Source organism: Paraburkholderia aromaticivorans (assembly GCF_002278075.1).
Taxonomy (GTDB): Bacteria; Pseudomonadota; Gammaproteobacteria; order Burkholderiales; family Burkholderiaceae; genus Paraburkholderia; species Paraburkholderia aromaticivorans.
The window spans coordinates 1,482,792-1,499,325 of sequence record NZ_CP022989.1 but is presented as its reverse complement, the minus strand read 5'-3'; the positions used below and the strand labels follow the sequence as shown (position 1 = coordinate 1,499,325).

Annotated in this window: 26 protein-coding genes; all 26 read right to left on the bottom strand. The window is 58.9% G+C overall.

The features are described from left to right. Positions 1-42 precede the first annotated feature (42 nt). A complete protein-coding gene (gene rplO / locus CJU94_RS06815; protein WP_095418046.1) occupies positions 43-477 on the bottom strand; it encodes a 50S ribosomal protein L15 in 435 nt (144 codons plus the stop codon). A gap of 29 nt (positions 478-506) precedes the next feature. Next, entirely contained in the window at positions 507-689 is a 183-nt protein-coding gene (gene rpmD / locus CJU94_RS06810) for a 50S ribosomal protein L30 (protein ID WP_007180126.1), read from the bottom strand. A 10-nt stretch (positions 690-699) separates the two neighbouring features. Continuing rightward, entirely contained in the window at positions 700-1,218 is a 519-nt protein-coding gene (gene rpsE, locus CJU94_RS06805) for a 30S ribosomal protein S5 (RefSeq protein ID WP_006052219.1), read from the bottom strand. A 14-nt stretch (positions 1,219-1,232) separates the two neighbouring features. After that, positions 1,233-1,598, bottom strand: coding sequence for a 50S ribosomal protein L18 (gene rplR, locus CJU94_RS06800; RefSeq protein ID WP_006052218.1), 366 nt, complete (start codon positions 1,596-1,598; stop codon positions 1,233-1,235). A gap of 12 nt (positions 1,599-1,610) precedes the next feature. Further along, positions 1,611-2,141 (bottom strand): 50S ribosomal protein L6, encoded by a 531-nt coding sequence (gene rplF / locus CJU94_RS06795; protein ID WP_007180128.1) that lies wholly within the window; start codon positions 2,139-2,141, stop codon positions 1,611-1,613. A gap of 18 nt (positions 2,142-2,159) precedes the next feature. Next, a complete protein-coding gene (gene rpsH, locus CJU94_RS06790; RefSeq protein WP_006052216.1) occupies positions 2,160-2,555 on the bottom strand; it encodes a 30S ribosomal protein S8 in 396 nt (131 codons plus the stop codon). Positions 2,556-2,569: 14 nt separating this feature from the next. Further along, positions 2,570-2,875 (bottom strand): 30S ribosomal protein S14, encoded by a 306-nt coding sequence (gene rpsN, locus CJU94_RS06785; RefSeq protein ID WP_006052215.1) that lies wholly within the window; start codon positions 2,873-2,875, stop codon positions 2,570-2,572. Between the two features lie 7 nt (positions 2,876-2,882). Further along, the gene (gene rplE, locus CJU94_RS06780; RefSeq protein WP_006052214.1) at positions 2,883-3,422 is read right to left on the bottom strand and encodes a 50S ribosomal protein L5; all 540 of its coding nucleotides are present in this window, start codon (positions 3,420-3,422) and stop codon (positions 2,883-2,885) included. Positions 3,423-3,439: 17 nt separating this feature from the next. Further along, positions 3,440-3,748, bottom strand: coding sequence for a 50S ribosomal protein L24 (gene rplX, locus CJU94_RS06775; RefSeq protein ID WP_006052213.1), 309 nt, complete (start codon positions 3,746-3,748; stop codon positions 3,440-3,442). 9 nt (positions 3,749-3,757) lie between these two features. After that, positions 3,758-4,126 carry a 50S ribosomal protein L14 gene (gene rplN / locus CJU94_RS06770; protein WP_006052212.1) on the bottom strand — a complete coding sequence of 123 codons (369 nt, stop codon included), beginning with the start codon at positions 4,124-4,126 and terminating at the stop codon, positions 3,758-3,760. A 290-nt stretch (positions 4,127-4,416) separates the two neighbouring features. After that, on the bottom strand, positions 4,417-4,689 hold the full coding sequence (rpsQ, locus tag CJU94_RS06765; RefSeq protein ID WP_007180129.1) for a 30S ribosomal protein S17: 273 nt from the start codon (positions 4,687-4,689) through the stop codon (positions 4,417-4,419). Then, positions 4,686-4,880 carry a 50S ribosomal protein L29 gene (gene rpmC / locus CJU94_RS06760; protein ID WP_007180130.1) on the bottom strand — a complete coding sequence of 65 codons (195 nt, stop codon included), beginning with the start codon at positions 4,878-4,880 and terminating at the stop codon, positions 4,686-4,688. The genes rpsQ and rpmC overlap by 4 nt, the downstream gene beginning before the upstream one ends. A 10-nt stretch (positions 4,881-4,890) precedes the next feature. Next, the gene (gene rplP, locus CJU94_RS06755; RefSeq protein ID WP_007180131.1) at positions 4,891-5,307 is read right to left on the bottom strand and encodes a 50S ribosomal protein L16; all 417 of its coding nucleotides are present in this window, start codon (positions 5,305-5,307) and stop codon (positions 4,891-4,893) included. A gap of 2 nt (positions 5,308-5,309) precedes the next feature. Next, complete coding sequence (rpsC, locus tag CJU94_RS06750; RefSeq protein WP_095418045.1) at positions 5,310-6,116, bottom strand: 30S ribosomal protein S3; 807 nt, start codon at positions 6,114-6,116, stop codon at positions 5,310-5,312. A gap of 11 nt (positions 6,117-6,127) precedes the next feature. After that, positions 6,128-6,460, bottom strand: coding sequence for a 50S ribosomal protein L22 (rplV, locus tag CJU94_RS06745; RefSeq protein WP_007180133.1), 333 nt, complete (start codon positions 6,458-6,460; stop codon positions 6,128-6,130). A 7-nt stretch (positions 6,461-6,467) separates the two neighbouring features. Beyond that, the gene (rpsS, locus tag CJU94_RS06740; protein WP_004199273.1) at positions 6,468-6,743 is read right to left on the bottom strand and encodes a 30S ribosomal protein S19; all 276 of its coding nucleotides are present in this window, start codon (positions 6,741-6,743) and stop codon (positions 6,468-6,470) included. Between the two features lie 10 nt (positions 6,744-6,753). After that, on the bottom strand, positions 6,754-7,581 hold the full coding sequence (gene rplB, locus CJU94_RS06735) for a 50S ribosomal protein L2 (protein WP_095418044.1): 828 nt from the start codon (positions 7,579-7,581) through the stop codon (positions 6,754-6,756). A gap of 2 nt (positions 7,582-7,583) precedes the next feature. Further along, complete coding sequence (gene rplW, locus CJU94_RS06730; RefSeq protein ID WP_095418043.1) at positions 7,584-7,898, bottom strand: 50S ribosomal protein L23; 315 nt, start codon at positions 7,896-7,898, stop codon at positions 7,584-7,586. Further along, complete coding sequence (gene rplD / locus CJU94_RS06725) at positions 7,895-8,515, bottom strand: 50S ribosomal protein L4 (RefSeq protein ID WP_007180136.1); 621 nt, start codon at positions 8,513-8,515, stop codon at positions 7,895-7,897. Before rplD ends, rplW begins: the two co-directional genes overlap by 4 nt. Continuing rightward, positions 8,515-9,174, bottom strand: coding sequence for a 50S ribosomal protein L3 (rplC, locus tag CJU94_RS06720; protein ID WP_007180137.1), 660 nt, complete (start codon positions 9,172-9,174; stop codon positions 8,515-8,517). Before rplC ends, rplD begins: the two co-directional genes overlap by 1 nt. A 201-nt stretch (positions 9,175-9,375) precedes the next feature. Further along, positions 9,376-9,687: a 30S ribosomal protein S10 gene (rpsJ, locus tag CJU94_RS06715; RefSeq protein WP_006998489.1), complete on the bottom strand. Its 312-nt coding sequence runs from the start codon at positions 9,685-9,687 to the stop codon at positions 9,376-9,378. Positions 9,688-9,817: 130 nt separating this feature from the next. Beyond that, positions 9,818-11,008, bottom strand: a complete 1,191-nt coding sequence (tuf, locus tag CJU94_RS06710) for an elongation factor Tu (RefSeq protein WP_007180138.1) — start codon at positions 11,006-11,008, stop codon at positions 9,818-9,820. A 47-nt stretch (positions 11,009-11,055) separates the two neighbouring features. Further along, positions 11,056-13,158 (bottom strand): elongation factor G, encoded by a 2,103-nt coding sequence (gene fusA / locus CJU94_RS06705; RefSeq protein ID WP_095418042.1) that lies wholly within the window; start codon positions 13,156-13,158, stop codon positions 11,056-11,058. Positions 13,159-13,292: 134 nt separating this feature from the next. Further along, the gene (gene rpsG, locus CJU94_RS06700) at positions 13,293-13,763 is read right to left on the bottom strand and encodes a 30S ribosomal protein S7 (RefSeq protein ID WP_006053291.1); all 471 of its coding nucleotides are present in this window, start codon (positions 13,761-13,763) and stop codon (positions 13,293-13,295) included. Between the two features lie 192 nt (positions 13,764-13,955). Next, complete coding sequence (gene rpsL / locus CJU94_RS06695; protein WP_006998493.1) at positions 13,956-14,336, bottom strand: 30S ribosomal protein S12; 381 nt, start codon at positions 14,334-14,336, stop codon at positions 13,956-13,958. Positions 14,337-14,557: 221 nt separating this feature from the next. After that, a complete protein-coding gene (gene recQ / locus CJU94_RS06690; protein ID WP_095418041.1) occupies positions 14,558-16,405 on the bottom strand; it encodes a DNA helicase RecQ in 1,848 nt (615 codons plus the stop codon). Between the last annotated feature and the right edge of the window lie 129 nt (positions 16,406-16,534).

The following is a 16,534-nucleotide window of genomic DNA, read 5'->3' as shown; positions in this document are numbered from 1 at the left end:
CTTCTCCGATGCAAATGCTAGTGACGGCAAATAACTTGCGCGTTACTCGGCAAAAGAGCCGCCGGCTGCTTCGATAGCAGCGCGCGCACCCTTCGTCGCACCCAGACCCTTCACAACGACCTTGCGCTTGAGCTCGCCCGTCGCGATGATCTTGGCGCTCTTGATCAGCTCGCCGATCAAGCCGGCTTGCTTCAGAGCCAGCAGATCGATTTCGTCGACCGGCAGCTTTTCCAGATCCGAGAGTCGCACTTCACCAACGAATTCCTTCGTCAGCGAGGTGAAGCCACGCTTCGGCAGGCGACGTTGCAGCGGCATTTGACCGCCTTCGAAGCCAACCTTGTGAAAGCCGCCCGAACGCGACTTCTGACCCTTGTGACCACGGCCAGCGGTCTTGCCGAGGCCGGAGCCGATGCCGCGACCAACGCGACGCTTTGCGTGCTTCGCGCCTTCAGCCGGCTTCAGGTTATTCAATTCCATTATCAACTCCTTGAGTCCTGGTCAGCCGCTTAGCTGATGACCTTAACGAGGTACGAAACCTTGTTGATCATGCCGCGCACAGCCGGCGTGTCCTGCAACTCGCTAACCGAGTTGAGTCGGCGCAGGCCCAAGCCACGCACCGTTGCACGGTGCGTTTCACGGGTGCCGATCAGGCTCTTGACGAGCTGGACCTTGACAGTTTTATCAGACATGGTGTCCACCTTAGCCCAGAATATCTTCGACGGACTTGCCGCGCTTCGCCGCGATGTCGCCCGGCGTGGACTGCTTGCGCAGACCGTCGAGCGTTGCACGAACGAGGTTGTACGGGTTCGTCGAACCGTGGCTCTTGGCCACAACGTTCTGCACGCCCATCACGTCGAACACTGCGCGCATCGGACCGCCGGCGATCACACCGGTACCGTCCTTGGCCGGAGCCAGGAGGACCATCGATGCGCCGTGCTTACCGTGCACTTCGTGCTGCAGGGTACCGTTCTTCAGCGGCACCTTGAACATGTTGCGGCGAGCCTGTTCCATCGCCTTCTGAACAGCGACCGGCACTTCCTTCGCCTTGCCCTTGCCCATACCGACGCGGCCATCACCGTCGCCAACCACGGTCAGTGCGGCGAAGCCGAGAATCCGGCCACCCTTCACGACCTTGGTCACGCGGTTGACCGAAATCATTTTTTCACGAAGGCCGTCGTCGCGTTCGTCAGCCTGAACTTTCGCTTGCATCTTTGCCATGACGAATTCTTCCCTTAGAACTTGAGTCCGGCTTCGCGCGCCGCATCAGCCAGCGCTTTCACGCGGCCGTGGTAACGGAAACCCGAACGGTCGAAGGCGACGGATTCGATGCCGGCAGCCTTAGCCTTTTCTGCGATGCGCTTACCGATCAGGGTAGCAGCGGCGACGTTGCCGCCTTTGCCCGTCTGATCAGCCAGTTGCGCACGCACTTCGGCTTCGAGCGTCGACGCGCTGGCGAGCACCTTGGTGCCGCACGGCGAGAACACTTGCGCATAGATGTGCGTGTTCGTGCGATGCACGGCGAGACGCGCGACCTGCAGCTCAGCGATCTTGATACGCGTCTGACGAGCGCGGCGCAGGCGAGATTGAGTCTTATCCATGATTGCGCACCCTTACTTCTTCTTCGTTTCTTTGAGGATCACAACCTCATTGGCGTAACGCACACCCTTGCCTTTATAGGGCTCCGGCGGACGATAGCCGCGCACTTCTGCAGCGACCTGGCCAACTTGTTGCTTATTGATCCCCTTGATCACGATTTCGGTTTGCGTCGGGGTTTCAGCCTTGACGCCTTCCGGCATCTGGTGCACCACGGGGTGCGAGAAACCCAGCGACAGGTTCAGCTTGTCGCCTTGCGCTTGTGCGCGGTAACCGACGCCAACCAGCGTCAGCTTGCGCTCGAAACCCTTCGTCACGCCGTTCACCATGTTCGCAACCAGTGCGCGCATCGTGCCCGACATCGCATTCGCTTCGCGGCTTTCGTCAACAGGCTCGAACTTCAGCGTGCCGTTGTCGTTCACCACCTTCACAAGGCTGTTGGCAGCCTGCGAAATCGTACCCAGCGGGCCCTTGACGGTAATACGTTCGTCGCTCAGGGCCACTTCTGCGCCTTGCAGCGCGACAGGGCTTTTACCTACTCGAGACATGTTTCTCTCCTTTCGGCCTTAAGCGACGTAGCAGATGACTTCGCCGCCAACGCCCGTTGCACGCGCCTTGCGGTCCGTCATCACGCCCTTCGGCGTCGACACGATTGCCACGCCGAGGCCATTCATGACCACGGGGATGTCGTTACGGCCGCGGTACACACGCAGACCAGGCTTCGAAACGCGTTCAATGCGTTCGATGACCGGACGGCCAGCGTAGTACTTCAACACGATGTTCAATTCAGATTTCGCACCTTCGGACTTCACTGCGAAATCATCGATATAGCCTTCGTCCTTCAGGACCTGCGCAATCGCAACCTTGACTTTCGACGAGGGCATAGTCACCGAGACTTTCTCAACCATCTGCGCATTGCGGATGCGAGTCAGCATATCGGCGATAGGATCACTCATGCTCATTTACGTTTCTCCTATTACCAGCTCGCCTTGGTCAGGCCAGGGATCTCGCCGCGGAACGCGATTTCGCGAATCTTGTTACGCGCCAGCCCGAATTTACGGAACGTGCCACGCGGGCGACCGGTAATTGCGCAACGATTGCGCTTACGGGTCGGATTAGAGTTGCGCGGCAGTTGTTGCAGTTCCAGACGTGCTGCGTAATGCTCTTCGTCCGACTTGCTCATATCGCCGATGATCGCTTTCAGCTCAGCACGCTTGGGAGCGTACTTAGCGGCCAGGCGAGCACGCTTCTTTTCACGTTCGATCAGTGCCAGTTTAGCCACGGTAACCTCAGTTTCTGAACGGGAACTTGAAGCTGGCGAGCAGAGCCTTTGCTTCGTCGTCGGTCTTCGCAGTCGTCGTGATGCTGATGTTCAGCCCACGCAGTGCGTCGATCTTGTCGTAGTCGATTTCGGGGAAAATGATCTGCTCTTTCACACCGATGTTGTAGTTGCCGCGACCATCGAACGCACGACCCGACACGCCACGGAAGTCACGCACACGGGGGAGCGCGACCGTCACGAAACGGTCCAGAAATTCGTACATTGCCTGACCACGCAACGTGACCATTGCACCGATCGGATAGCCTTGACGGATCTTGAAGCCGGCGATTGCCTTGCGCGCCTTCGTGATCACTGGCTTCTGGCCTGCGATCTTCGTCAGGTCGCCAACGGCGTTCTCGATGATCTTCTTGTCAGCAACCGCTTCGCCAAGGCCCATGTTCAGGGTGATCTTGGTGATGCGCGGCACTTCCATCACGGACTTGTAACCGAACTTCTCGATGAGGCCGGGTACAACCTTTTCTTTGTAAAACTCTTGCAAACGAGCCATTTTTTTACTCCGCAGCGTCAGGCGCTCAGCTCGGCACCGGTCGTCTTAAGGAAACGGACTTTCTTGTCTCCTTCGACCTTGATGCCTACACGCGACGCCTTGCCATTCGCGTCGACCAATGCGACGTTCGAAATTTGCAGCGGCATCGTCTTGGCTTCCACACCGCCCGTCGTACCCTTCATCGGGTTCGGCTTGACGTGTTTCTTGACGAGGTTGATGCCCTCGACAATCACTTTGCCTTCGCCAACGGACAGCACGACGCCGCGCTTGCCTTTATCTTTGCCGGTGATGACGATAACTTCGTCACCTTTGCGAATCTTGTTCATCGCGACTCCTTACAGCACTTCAGGTGCCAACGAAACGATCTTCATGAATCGTTCGCTGCGCAACTCGCGCGTGACAGGCCCGAAAATACGGGTGCCAATAGGTTCGAGCTTCGCATTCAACAACACTGCGGCGTTGCCATCGAACTTGATCAGCGAGCCGTCCTGACGGCGCACGCCCTTGGCGGTGCGAACCACCACGGCGTTATAAATTTCGCCTTTCTTCACGCGCCCGCGCGGCGTTGCTTCTTTGACGGTCACCTTGATGATGTCGCCAATGCTGGCATAACGACGCTTCGAGCCGCCGAGCACCTTGATGCACATGACTTCACGCGCACCCGTGTTGTCGGCCACTTCAAGCCGAGTTTCGGTCTGGATCATGGTTTATCTTTCCCAACTTAATCCGGTCACACCACCATGGCGTACCCGGTCAGTCTTGGTCCCGTCAGCCAATCGGCTGCTTGGGTTAGAACAGCAGCGACGGCAAACGAAACCCGCCATCGCAATCCGGTGAATCCTTCGGAACAGACTGGCGCCTGAACCGCTTCCCCCACCAACTTCGCCCGCGACGGGGCTCCCATAAAAGAGGGAAGACCGAGATTATAACAAATAATCTCGGTCTTGCAAGCGAAACTTACTGCGATTTCAATTACTTCTACAACTTCGCGGCGTCAGATGACGCGAGCAGCCTCGACCAGGCGAGCCACAACCCAAGCTTTCGTCTTCGAAATCGGACGCGTTTCCTGGATTTCAACAAGGTCGCCCTCGTTGTACGTGTTGGCGTCGTCGTGCGCGTGATACTTCTTCGAACGCACAACGTACTTGCCGTAGATCGGGTGCTTCACTCGGTGCTCAACCAGCACGGTGACCGTCTTGTCCATCTTGTTGCTGACGACCTTGCCGACCAGCGTCCGCTTGAGCGAGGTTTTTACGCTATCGTTCATTTCTGGTTCGCCTTCTCAGTCAGGACGGTCCGCACACGTGCGATGTCGCGACGAACCTTCTTCAGCTGGCTCGTGTTGGTGAGCTGCTGGGTCGCGAGTTGCATGCGCAGGCCGAATTGCGCCTTCAACAGGTCCGACAGCTCCTTGTTGAGCGCGGCCTGATCTTTCTGGTGAAGTTCGGAAGCCTTCATCATTTGCTCCTTAGGCGCCGAGCTGACGCACGATAAACGTCGTCTTGAGCGGCAGCTTAGCTGCAGCCAGACGGAACGCTTCGCGTGCCAGCTCTTCGGTTACGCCGTCCATTTCGTACAGCATCTTGCCCGGTTGAATCTCTGCGACGTAGTACTCAGGGTTACCCTTACCGTTACCCATCCGTACTTCAGCCGGCTTGTGCGAGATCGGCTTGTCCGGGAAGATGCGGATCCAGATGCGGCCACCACGCTTGATGTGACGCGTCATTGCACGACGTGCCGCTTCAATCTGGCGCGCGGTCAAGCGACCACGACCGATAGCCTTCAGGCCGAATTCACCGAACGAAACCGCGTTGCCGCGAGTAGCGATACCGGTGTTACGACCCTTCTGCTCTTTGCGATACTTTCTGCGTTTCGGTTGCAGCATCGTTATTCTCCAGTCTTCCCGCCGTCGCCGGCACCGCCAGCACGACGAGGAGCGCCACGGCGTGCACCTGCCGGGCCACCACCTTCACCATCGCGACGCGGACGGCGATCGCCACCCGGACGTGCGTTGCGGCGCGGACGCTTTTCTTCGGCGGCTTCTTCAACCACCGGTGCGTCGTTGCGGCCGAGCGTATCGCCCTTGTAGACCCAAACCTTCACGCCGATGATGCCGTACGTCGTCTTCGCTTCCGAAGTTGCGTAGTCGATATCAGCGCGCAGCGTATGAAGCGGCACGCGACCTTCGCGATACCATTCCGTACGAGCGATTTCGATACCGTTCAGGCGGCCGGCGCTCATGATCTTGATGCCTTGTGCACCCAGACGCATTGCGTTTTGCATCGCACGCTTCATCGCGCGGCGGAACATAATCCGGCGCTCGAGTTGTTGCGTGATCGAATCAGCGATCAGTTGCGCATCGGTTTCCGGCTTGCGGATTTCTTCGATGTTGACGTGGACCGGAACGCCCATGCGGCGTTGCAGTTCCGACTTCAGCAGCTCGATATCCTCGCCCTTCTTCCCGATGACCACACCCGGACGCGAGCTATAAATCGTGATGCGCGCGTTCTTCGCCGGACGCTCGATAACGACGCGACCAACCGAAGCGTTCTTCAGCTTCTTCTTCAGGTATTCACGAACACCGATGTCTTCCTGCAACATCGCCGCGAAATTGTTGTTGTTCGCGTACCAACGCGACGCCCAATTGCGGCTGACGGCCAAACGGAAGCCAGTCGGATGAATTTTCTGTCCCATCGTATGACCCCTTAATTCCCGACCGTCACAGTGATGTGACAGGATTGCTTCTCGATGCGGTTACCGCGGCCTTTAGCGCGCGCGGTAAAACGCTTGAGCGACGCAGCCTTGTCGATGTAGATGCTCGTGATCTTGAGCTCATCGATATCGGCGCCTTCGTTATGCTCCGCATTCGCGATCGCCGACAGCACGACCTTTTTCACGATTCCCGCAGCCTTCTTCGGCGAAAACGTCAGAACGTTCAGCGCCTTGTCGACCGGCAAACCGCGGATCTGGTCAGCCACAAGGCGCGTTTTCTGCGCCGAGATGCGGGCACCGCGATGAATTGCTTTCACTTCCATCATGAGCCCCTTATTTCTTAGCCTTCTTGTCGGCTGCATGACCCTTGAACGTACGGGTCAGTGCGAACTCGCCAAGCTTGTGGCCGACCATGTTTTCCGAGATGTACACCGGAACGTGTTGACGGCCGTTGTGAACGGCGATCGTCAGACCGATGAAATCCGGGAGGATCGTCGAACGGCGCGACCAGGTTTTGATCGGCTTCTTATCCCGCGAAGCTGCTGCCGCCTCAACTTTCTTCAGCAAATGGGCGTCGCAGAACGGACCTTTTTTTACAGAACGTGCCATTGCCTACTCCTTAACGCTTGTGACGGCGCTGGACGATCATGCTCGTCGTGCGCTTGTTGCTGCGGGTGCGATAACCCTTAGCAGGCGTGCCCCACGGGCTCACCGGATCGCGACCTGCAGCCGTCTTGCCTTCACCACCACCGTGCGGGTGATCGACCGGGTTCATTGCAACGCCACGCACCGTCGGGCGGATACCGCGCCAGCGGTTCGCGCCAGCCTTACCGATTTGACGGAGGCTGTGCTCTTCGTTGCCAACTTCACCAATCGTCGCGCGGCACTCAACGTGGACGCGGCGGATTTCACCCGAGCGCAGGCGGACCTGTGCGTAGATGCCTTCACGAGCCAACAGCATCGCCGACGTACCAGCCGAACGCGCCATTTGCGCACCCTTGCCCGGCAGCATTTCGATGCAGTGAATCGTCGTACCGACCGGAATGTTGCGGATCGGCAGCGTGTTGCCAGCGCGGATCGGCGCTTCCGAACCCGACATCAGTTGCTGGCCGACGATGACACCCTTCGGAGCAATGATGTAGCGGCGTTCGCCGTCTGCGTACAGAACCAGCGCGATGTTCGCGCTACGGTTCGGATCGTACTCAAGACGTTCGACCTTCGCTGCGATACCGTCCTTATTGCGACGGAAATCGACGACACGATAGTGATGCTTGTGACCACCACCCTTATGACGGGTCGTGATGTGACCGTTGTTGTTACGGCCGGCGGTCGTGGATTGCGAGTCGAGCAGCGGTGCGAACGGCTTGCCCTTATGCAGATCCTTGTTGACCACCTTGACCATCGCACGGCGGCCCGGCGAAGTCGGCTTAACTTTAACGATTGCCATGATTACTTGGCCTCCGCTTCAAAGTTGATTTCCTGGCCGGGCCTCAGGCAGACATACGCCTTCTTCACGTCCTTGCGCTTGCCCATGAAGCGGCCAAAGCGCTTGGCTTTGCCCTTCGAGACCAGCACGTTGACGGAATTGACTTCCACCTTGAACAGCAGCTCGACTGCAGCTTTCACTTCCTGCTTCGTGGCATCGGGCGCGACTTCGAACACTACTTGCTCGTTCTTGTCGGCCACCAGCGTCGCCTTTTCGGAGATCACCGGCGCGAGCAGGACCTGCATCAAACGATGATCGTTCTTGCGAATCTCGCTCATGACAGCAACTCCTCGATCTGGGCGACCGCAGCCTTCGTGATCAGGATCTTCTTGAAGTAGATCAGCGACAGCGGGTCGGCGTAACGCGGCTCGACAACTGCCACATGGGCGAGGTTGCGCGACGCGAGGTACAGGTTTTCGTCAACCGTGTCGGTAATCACCAGCACGGAGTCGAGACCCATCGCCTTGAATTTTTCGGCCAGCAGCTTCGTCTTCGGCGCTTCGAGCGTCAGCTCGTCGACCACCGAGATGCGGCCTTCGCGGGCCAGCTGCGAGAAGATCGAGCAGAGACCTGCGCGATGCATCTTCTTGTTGACCTTGTGCGAAAAGTTTTCTTCCGGCGAATTCGGGAAGATCCGGCCACCGCCGCGCCACAGCGGGCTCGACGACATACCGGCACGGGCGCGGCCCGTACCCTTCTGGCGCCACGGCTTCTTGGTCGTGTGCTTGACTTGCTCACGGTCCTTCTGCGCGCGGTTGCCGCTACGGGCATTCGCTTGATACGCCACCACAACCTGGTGAATCAGGGCTTCGTTGTAATCGCGGCCGAACACGACGTCCGACGCGCTAACGCCTGCACCTTCCTGACCATTGGCATTCAGGAGCTTAAGTTCCATTATTTCGCTCCTTTCACGGCACGCGTCTTCACGGCCGGCGTAACGAATACCTTGCCACCCTTCGCACCCGGAACGGCGCCCTTGACCAGCAACAGCTTGCGGTCAGCGTCGATACGAGCGATTTCGAGGTTTTGCACGGTTACCGTATCGTCACCCATGTGACCGGTCATGCGCTTACCCGGGAAAACACGACCCGGATCCTGCGCCATACCGATCGAGCCCGGCACGTTGTGCGAGCGCGAGTTACCGTGCGATGCACGGCCGGATGCAAAGTTGTAACGTTTGATGGTACCGGCGTAGCCCTTACCGATCGACACGCCTTGCACGTCGACCTTCTGGCCTACTTCGAACAGGTCGGGACCTACCACGGTGCCGTTCGACAACTCGGCAGCCTTGGCAGCATCGATCTGGAATTCTTTGAGGATTTCACCGGCTTGAACACCGGCTTTGGCGAGATGACCGGCCAACGGCTTCGTCACGCGCGATGCACGGCGCGTACCGAATGCAACCTGCACGGCCGTGTAGCCGTCGGTTTCAACAGTCTTGATCTGCGTCACGCGGTTGTCGGACACGTCCAGCACGGTAACGGGAATCGAATCCCCTTCTGCCGTGAAGATACGGGTCATGCCAACCTTGCGACCTACGAGTCCAAGGCTCATCGTTTTCTCCATTCCCGACTGCGATTGGTCGGGGCTAATTTACAAAATGCCGGCGCCGTTTCGGGCATGAATTCATGCTGCAGCACGCCGACTTTTTTGCGCAAATGCGCGAAAAGCCCACTATTATAGCGAGGCTTTTCGTTTTCCGCAAGCAATCAATGACTTAGCGCTGCCCGGCACGCCAGGCAACACTTTGAAGCTTTATTGCAGCTTGATTTCCACGTCCACGCCGGCCGGCAAATCCAGCTTCATCAGTGCGTCAACGGTCTTGTCCGTCGGATCGACGATGTCCATCAGGCGTTGGTGCGTACGGATTTCGAGCTGATCGCGCGACGTCTTGTTGACGTGCGGCGAACGCAGGATGTCGAAGCGTTGAATGCGGGTCGGCAGGGGCACCGGACCACGAACGATTGCGCCAGTCCGCTTCGCCGTGTCGACGATTTCAGCAGCCGATTGATCGATCAGGCGATAGTCGAAAGCCTTCAGGCGAATGCGGATTTTCTGGTTCTGCATGACAATTCCTTGGAAAAGAGCGAGGCGGTATTGCACCGCCAGACAGTAAAAGAACGTAGAGCCGGATGCCCGCTGAGGGCGGGCGCCCGGCTCCGGGCACGACTTACAGCAAATACGTCAATCCGCGATTTTACTCGAGAATCTTGGCAACCACACCTGCGCCGACCGTACGGCCGCCTTCGCGGATTGCGAAGCGCAGACCTTCTTCCATTGCGATCGGGTTGATCAGCTTCACCGTGATCGACACGTTGTCGCCCGGCATGACCATTTCCTTGTCCTTCGGCAACTCGATCGAGCCCGTCACGTCCGTCGTACGGAAGTAGAACTGCGGACGATAGTTGTTGAAGAACGGCGTGTGACGGCCGCCTTCGTCCTTGCTCAGCACGTACACTTCAGCCGTGAAGTGCGTGTGCGGGTTGATCGAACCCGGCTTCGCCAGAACCTGGCCACGCTCCACGTCTTCACGCTTCGTGCCGCGCAGCAGGATACCGACGTTGTCGCCTGCCTGCCCCTGGTCGAGCAGCTTGCGGAACATTTCCACGCCCGTGCAGGTCGTCTTCACCGTCGGCTTGATACCGACGATTTCGATTTCCTCGCCAACCTTCACGACGCCGCGCTCAACGCGACCCGTCACCACCGTGCCGCGACCCGAGATCGAGAACACGTCTTCCACCGGCATCAGGAATGCGCCATCAACTGCGCGCTCCGGCGTCGGGATGTACGTGTCCAGCGCGTCGGCCAGATTCATGATCGCCACTTCGCCCAGCTCGCCCTTGTCGCCTTCCAGCGCCAGCTTGGCCGAACCCTTGATGATCGGCGTTTCGTCGCCCGGGAAGTCGTACTTCGACAGAAGTTCGCGAACTTCCATCTCGACCAGCTCCAGCAGCTCAGCGTCGTCCACCATGTCGCACTTGTTCAGGAACACGATGATGTACGGAACGCCAACCTGACGCGCCAGCAGGATGTGCTCACGCGTTTGCGGCATCGGGCCGTCAGCGGCCGAGCACACGAGGATCGCGCCGTCCATCTGCGCTGCGCCCGTGATCATGTTCTTCACATAGTCAGCGTGGCCCGGGCAGTCGACGTGTGCGTAGTGGCGGTTAGCCGTTTCGTACTCGACGTGTGCCGTGTTGATCGTGATACCACGCGCCTTTTCTTCCGGCGCCGCGTCGATCTGGTCGTATGCCTTCGCTTCGCCGCCAAACTTCTGCGTCAGAACCGTCGTGATCGCTGCCGTCAGCGTGGTCTTGCCGTGGTCAACGTGACCGATCGTGCCGACGTTCACGTGCGGCTTGGTCCGTTCGAATTTACCTTTAGCCATGTTTCTCTTCTTTCAAAAAGTTAATCGTTGAATGACTTGCCGCGCGATTACTTCGACTTCGCGTTGATGATCGCTTCGGACACGTTACGCGGTGCTTCGGAGTAGTGCTTGAACTCCATCGTGTACGTTGCACGACCTTGGGTCAGCGAACGCAGCGACGTCGAGTAGCCGAACATTTCCGACAGCGGCACTTCAGCGCGAACAATCTTCCCGCCGCCAACCATGTCGTCCATGCCCTGAACGATACCGCGACGGCCCGACAGGTCGCCCATCACGTTGCCCATGTAGTCTTCCGGCGTTTCGACTTCGACAGCCATCATCGGTTCGAGGATGACCGGTTGAGCCTTGCGCATTGCTTCCTTGAACGCCATCGAACCGGCCATGCGGAACGCATTTTCGTTCGAGTCAACGTCGTGGTACGAACCGAACGTCAGGTGAACCTTGACGTCGACGACCGGGAAGCCTGCCAGCACGCCTGCCTTCAGCGTTTCCTGGATACCCTTGTCCACCGCCGGGATGTATTCGCGCGGAATCACACCGCCCTTGATCTCGTCGAGGAACTCGTAACCCTTGCCTTGCTCATTCGGCTCGAGCGTGATGACCGCGTGACCGTACTGGCCGCGACCACCCGACTGCTTGACGAACTTGCCGTCAACGTCTTCCGCCTTGCCGCGAATCGTTTCGCGGTAAGCAACCTGCGGCTTGCCGACAGTCGCTTCCACGCCGAATTCGCGCTTCATACGGTCAACCAGAATTTCCAGGTGGAGCTCGCCCATGCCCGAAATAATGGTTTGGCCCGACTCTTCGTCCGTTTGAACGCGGAACGACGGATCTTCCTGTGCCAGACGGTTCAGCGCCAGACCCATCTTTTCCTGGTCAGGCTTCGTCTTCGGCTCAACAGCCTGCGAAATCACCGGCTCCGGGAAAATCATGCGTTCGAGCACGATCGGGCTTTGCGGATCGCACAGCGTGTCACCGGTCGTTGCGTCTTTCAGGCCGACTGCAGCAGCGATGTCGCCTGCGCGGACTTCCTTGATTTCTTCGCGCTGGTTCGCGTGCATCTGCAGAATACGACCCAGACGTTCCTTCTTGTCCTTGGTCGCGTTCAGCACGGTGTCGCCCGAATTCACGATGCCCGAATACACGCGGAAGAAGATCAACTGGCCGACGAACGGGTCGGTCATGATCTTGAATGCCAGTGCCGAGAACTTTTCGTCGTCAGCAGCGCGGCGCTCGCCTTGCTCGCCGTTTTCCAGTTCGCCGGTAACCGGCGGAATGTCGATCGGCGACGGCAGGAAGTCGAGAACCGCGTCCAGCATACGCTGCACGCCCTTGTTCTTGAACGCGGTGCCGCACAGCATCGGCTGGATTTCGCAAGCGATCGTACGGTCGCGCAGGCCCTTGACGATTTCCGCTTCCGTCAGTTCGCCTTCTTCGAGGTACTTGTTCATCAGGTCTTCGCTCGACTCTGCAGCCGCTTCGACCATCTTCTCGCGCCACTCGTTGCACGAGTCAACCAGTTCCGCCGGAATTTCTTCGTACGAGAACTTCGTGCCTTGGGACGCGTCGTCCCAAATGATCGCTTTCATCTTCAGCAGATCGACGACGCCCGTGAAGTTTTCTTCCGCGCCGATAGGCACCACGACCGGAACCGGGTTCGCCTTCAGGCGCAGCTTGAGCTGGTCGTAGACCTTGAAGAAGTTCGCGCCGGTACGGTCCATCTTGTTGATGAACGCGAGACGGGGAACCTTGTACTTGTTAGCCTGACGCCACACGGTTTCCGACTGGGGCTGAACGCCGCCCACAGCGCAGTAGACCATGCATGCGCCGTCGAGCACGCGCATCGAGCGCTCAACTTCGATCGTGAAGTCGACGTGGCCCGGGGTGTCGATGATGTTGATGCGGTGCTCAGCGCGGTCGCCGGCCATGCCTTTCCAGAACGCCGTGGTAGCAGCGGACGTGATCGTGATGCCGCGTTCCTGCTCCTGCTCCATCCAGTCCATGGTGGCAGCGCCGTCGTGAACTTCACCAATCTTGTGGTTCACGCCGGTGTAGAACAGGATGCGCTCGGTCGTCGTCGTTTTGCCGGCGTCGATGTGAGCGCTAATACCGATGTTACGGTAGCGCTCGATAGGTGTCTTGCGAGCCACTTTGATCCTCTATTGGGATGACGCGATGCGAGAAAATACCCATCGCGCTGTAACACAAACGGGCGAGGCGCTTTGTAAGCGCACCCGCCCGGAATTTCTTTCCGTTTTTTCTGCTAAACCCGGGTTCGGGAAGCTTAGAAACGGAAGTGCGAGAACGCCTTGTTGGCTTCTGCCATCCGGTGAACTTCGTCGCGCTTCTTCATTGCGCCGCCACGGCCTTCGGCCGCTTCGGAGAGTTCACCTGCCAGACGCAGGGCCATCGACTTCTCGCTGCGCTTCTTCGCGGCTTCACGCAGCCAACGCATCGCCAATGCCATACGACGCGACGGGCGCACTTCGACCGGAACCTGATAGTTCGCACCACCAACGCGGCGGCTCTTCACTTCCACCACCGGCTTGACGTTGTTGAGCGCTACCGTGAACACTTCCAGCGGGTCCTTGCCACCCTTGGTCTGGATCTGTTCGAAAGCGCCGTACACGATACGCTCGGCAACCGACTTCTTGCCGGAGAGCATCAGCACGTTCATGAACTTAGCTACATCAACGTTACCGAATTTCGGATCCGGCAACACTTCCCGCTTGGGGACTTCGCGACGACGCGGCATGTTTCTTCCTTTAACTTTTCAGTTGGAGCTATTTTTAGCCCCGCGGCCACCAACTAACCCGATTCATCTCTAACGACTTACCAGCCTGGTCGGGTGACCACTTACTCGACAGCACCGGCGATTCCGGCACCACCGCTATTACCGCCTTTTGCAGGCGACCTGAAACTGCTGACTGGCTAATTGCTTGCCAGCTTACTTACCAGCCTTTGCACGCTTCGCACCGTACTTCGAGCGAGCCTGCTTACGATCCTTGACGCCCTGGGTATCCAGCGAGCCGCGAACCATGTGGTAACGCACACCCGGCAAGTCCTTGACACGGCCGCCGCGAATCAGCACGACCGAGTGTTCCTGCAGGTTGTGGCCTTCACCACCGATGTACGAAATGACTTCGAAGCCGTTCGTCAGACGAACCTTGGCAACCTTACGCAGTGCCGAGTTAGGCTTCTTAGGCGTCGTGGTGTACACACGGGTGCACACGCCGCGACGCTGGGGGCAGTCCTGCAAAGCCGGGCTCTTGCTCTTCGTCGTTTCCGACGCGCGGCCTTTGCGAACCAGTTGATTGATGGTTGGCATTGTTTATTCCTGAAATTGAACAAAATCGACGCATCTGTTTCCGGGCAAAGCAGAAACGATTGCGCATCGAACTTCCGGACCCGACGTCAGCGCATGAATTGACTTCGCGCGCAGGCATTCCAAGAACCGGAACCTAGCATAATATTCCGAAAATACTAAGGGAGTCAACAGGTTGCGATGTTTCGCACCCCTGCGGAGCTGTCCGAGGCTCCGCTGAAGGCTCAATCGGCGGCGACGACTTCCAGCAGTTCGTCGCCGAACCTGTCGAGTTTCCTTGCGCCCATACCTGGGATGCCACGCAAATCCTCGATGGAATCCGGGCCGTTGCGGGCGATCTCCGCCAGCGTGGCGTCGTGAAAGATCACATACGCCGGGACGCCGTCGCTCTTCGCCGTTTCAGTGCGCCACGCGCGCAGGCGTTCCCAGCGGGCGCGCTCGCGCGGACCCATACCGATTGTCGGATCGGCCCGCTCGCTGGTGCGGCCGGACGATTGCCGCGTACGCGTCGGCTTCACATAGCGGCGCATTGTGACGTTTTGCTCGCCCTTGAGCACCGGCTTGCTTGCCTCGGTTAGAACGAGGGAGCCGAATCCCTCATGATCAACCGTCAGATAGCCGAACGCGACAAGCTGGCGAAAGACCGCACGCCACTCCGGTTCGCCTAAGGCCGCCCCGATGCCGAACGTGGTCAGCTTCTCGTGACCGCGTTGCAGAATCTTCTCGCTGCTATTGCCGCGCAAGATGTCGATCAGGTGGCCGGCGCCGAAATGAAAGCCGCTCGCCCGCTGCGCGCGGAACACGCACGACAGGGCCATCTGCGCCTCGCGCGTCGCATCCCATGTAGCCGGCGGCTCGAGGCAGTTGTCGCAGTTTCCGCATGGCTTGCTCGACTCGCCGAAATACGCAAGCAGCCGCACTCGGCGACAGGTCGCCGCCTCACAAAGACCGAGCAGCGCGTCCAGCTTGCCGGTCTGCACGCGCTTGTGGGCGTCGTCGGCGTCGGACTCATCGATCATCTTGCGCTGTTGCACGACGTCGCCGAGACCATAGGCCATCCATGCATTCGCCGGCATCCCGTCGCGGCCCGCACGGCCCGTTTCCTGGTAATAGCCTTCGACGCTCTTCGGCAAGTCGAGGTGAGCGACAAAACGCACGTCCGGCTTGTCGATGCCCATGCCGAATGCGATCGTCGCGCACATCACAATCCCTTCCTCACGCTGAAACATCTCTTGATGCTTCTGACGGATTTCGAACTCCATGCCGGCGTGATACGGCAGCGCGCGCATCCCTTTTTCCTTCAGCCATTCCGCGGTCTCTTCGACCTTGCGGCGCGACAGGCAGTAAACGACTCCAGCGTCGGTCGTGCCGTCCGGCTTTGAATGCTCCGCACGGATAAAGTCCAGCAACTGCGTACGCGCGTTGTCCTTTTCGACGATGCGATAGCGGATGTTCGGCCGGTCGAAACTCGACACGAAAATGCGCGCGTCGTCCAACGCGAGGCGGTGGATGATCTCATCTCGCGTGATGGCGTCCGCCGTGGCCGTGAGCGCGATTCGCGGCACATTCGGAAACCGCTCGTGTAGCACGGACAGTTGAATGTATTCCGGCCGGAAATCGTGCCCCCATTGCGACACGCAATGCGCTTCGTCAATCGCGAACAATCCGATGCGCGTACGCTCCAGCAGCTCCTGGAACCGAGGCGTCATCAAACGCTCCGGCGCCACGTAGAGCAGATCGATATCGCCGTCGCGCAACGCGCGCTCGGTCGCCATCGCTTCCGCACTCGTGAGCGTCGAATTCAGATACGCCGCGCGCACGCCCACTTCGGTAAGCGCGGCCACTTGATCCTGCATCAGCGCAATCAGCGGAGAGACGACGATGCCGGTGCCAAAGCCGCCTTCGCGGCGCACAAGCGACGGAATCTGATAGCACAGGGACTTGCCGCCGCCCGTCGGCATCAGCACGAGACAATCGCCGCCGCCGGCGACGTGCTCGACAATTTCGCCCTGCTGTCCTCTGAACGCGGGGTAACCGAAGACTTCGTTGAGGATTTCGAGCGGACGGGACATGAATTTGAGAGAAGCAGCGTGATGCCGGTGACACGAATTTTACCAACGCATTCGTGCTGCGCCCGCGCTTTACTGCAACGTTAGCCTTTCGGCCTAACAAAGCAGGAAATAAGCGCGCAAAAATGAAGC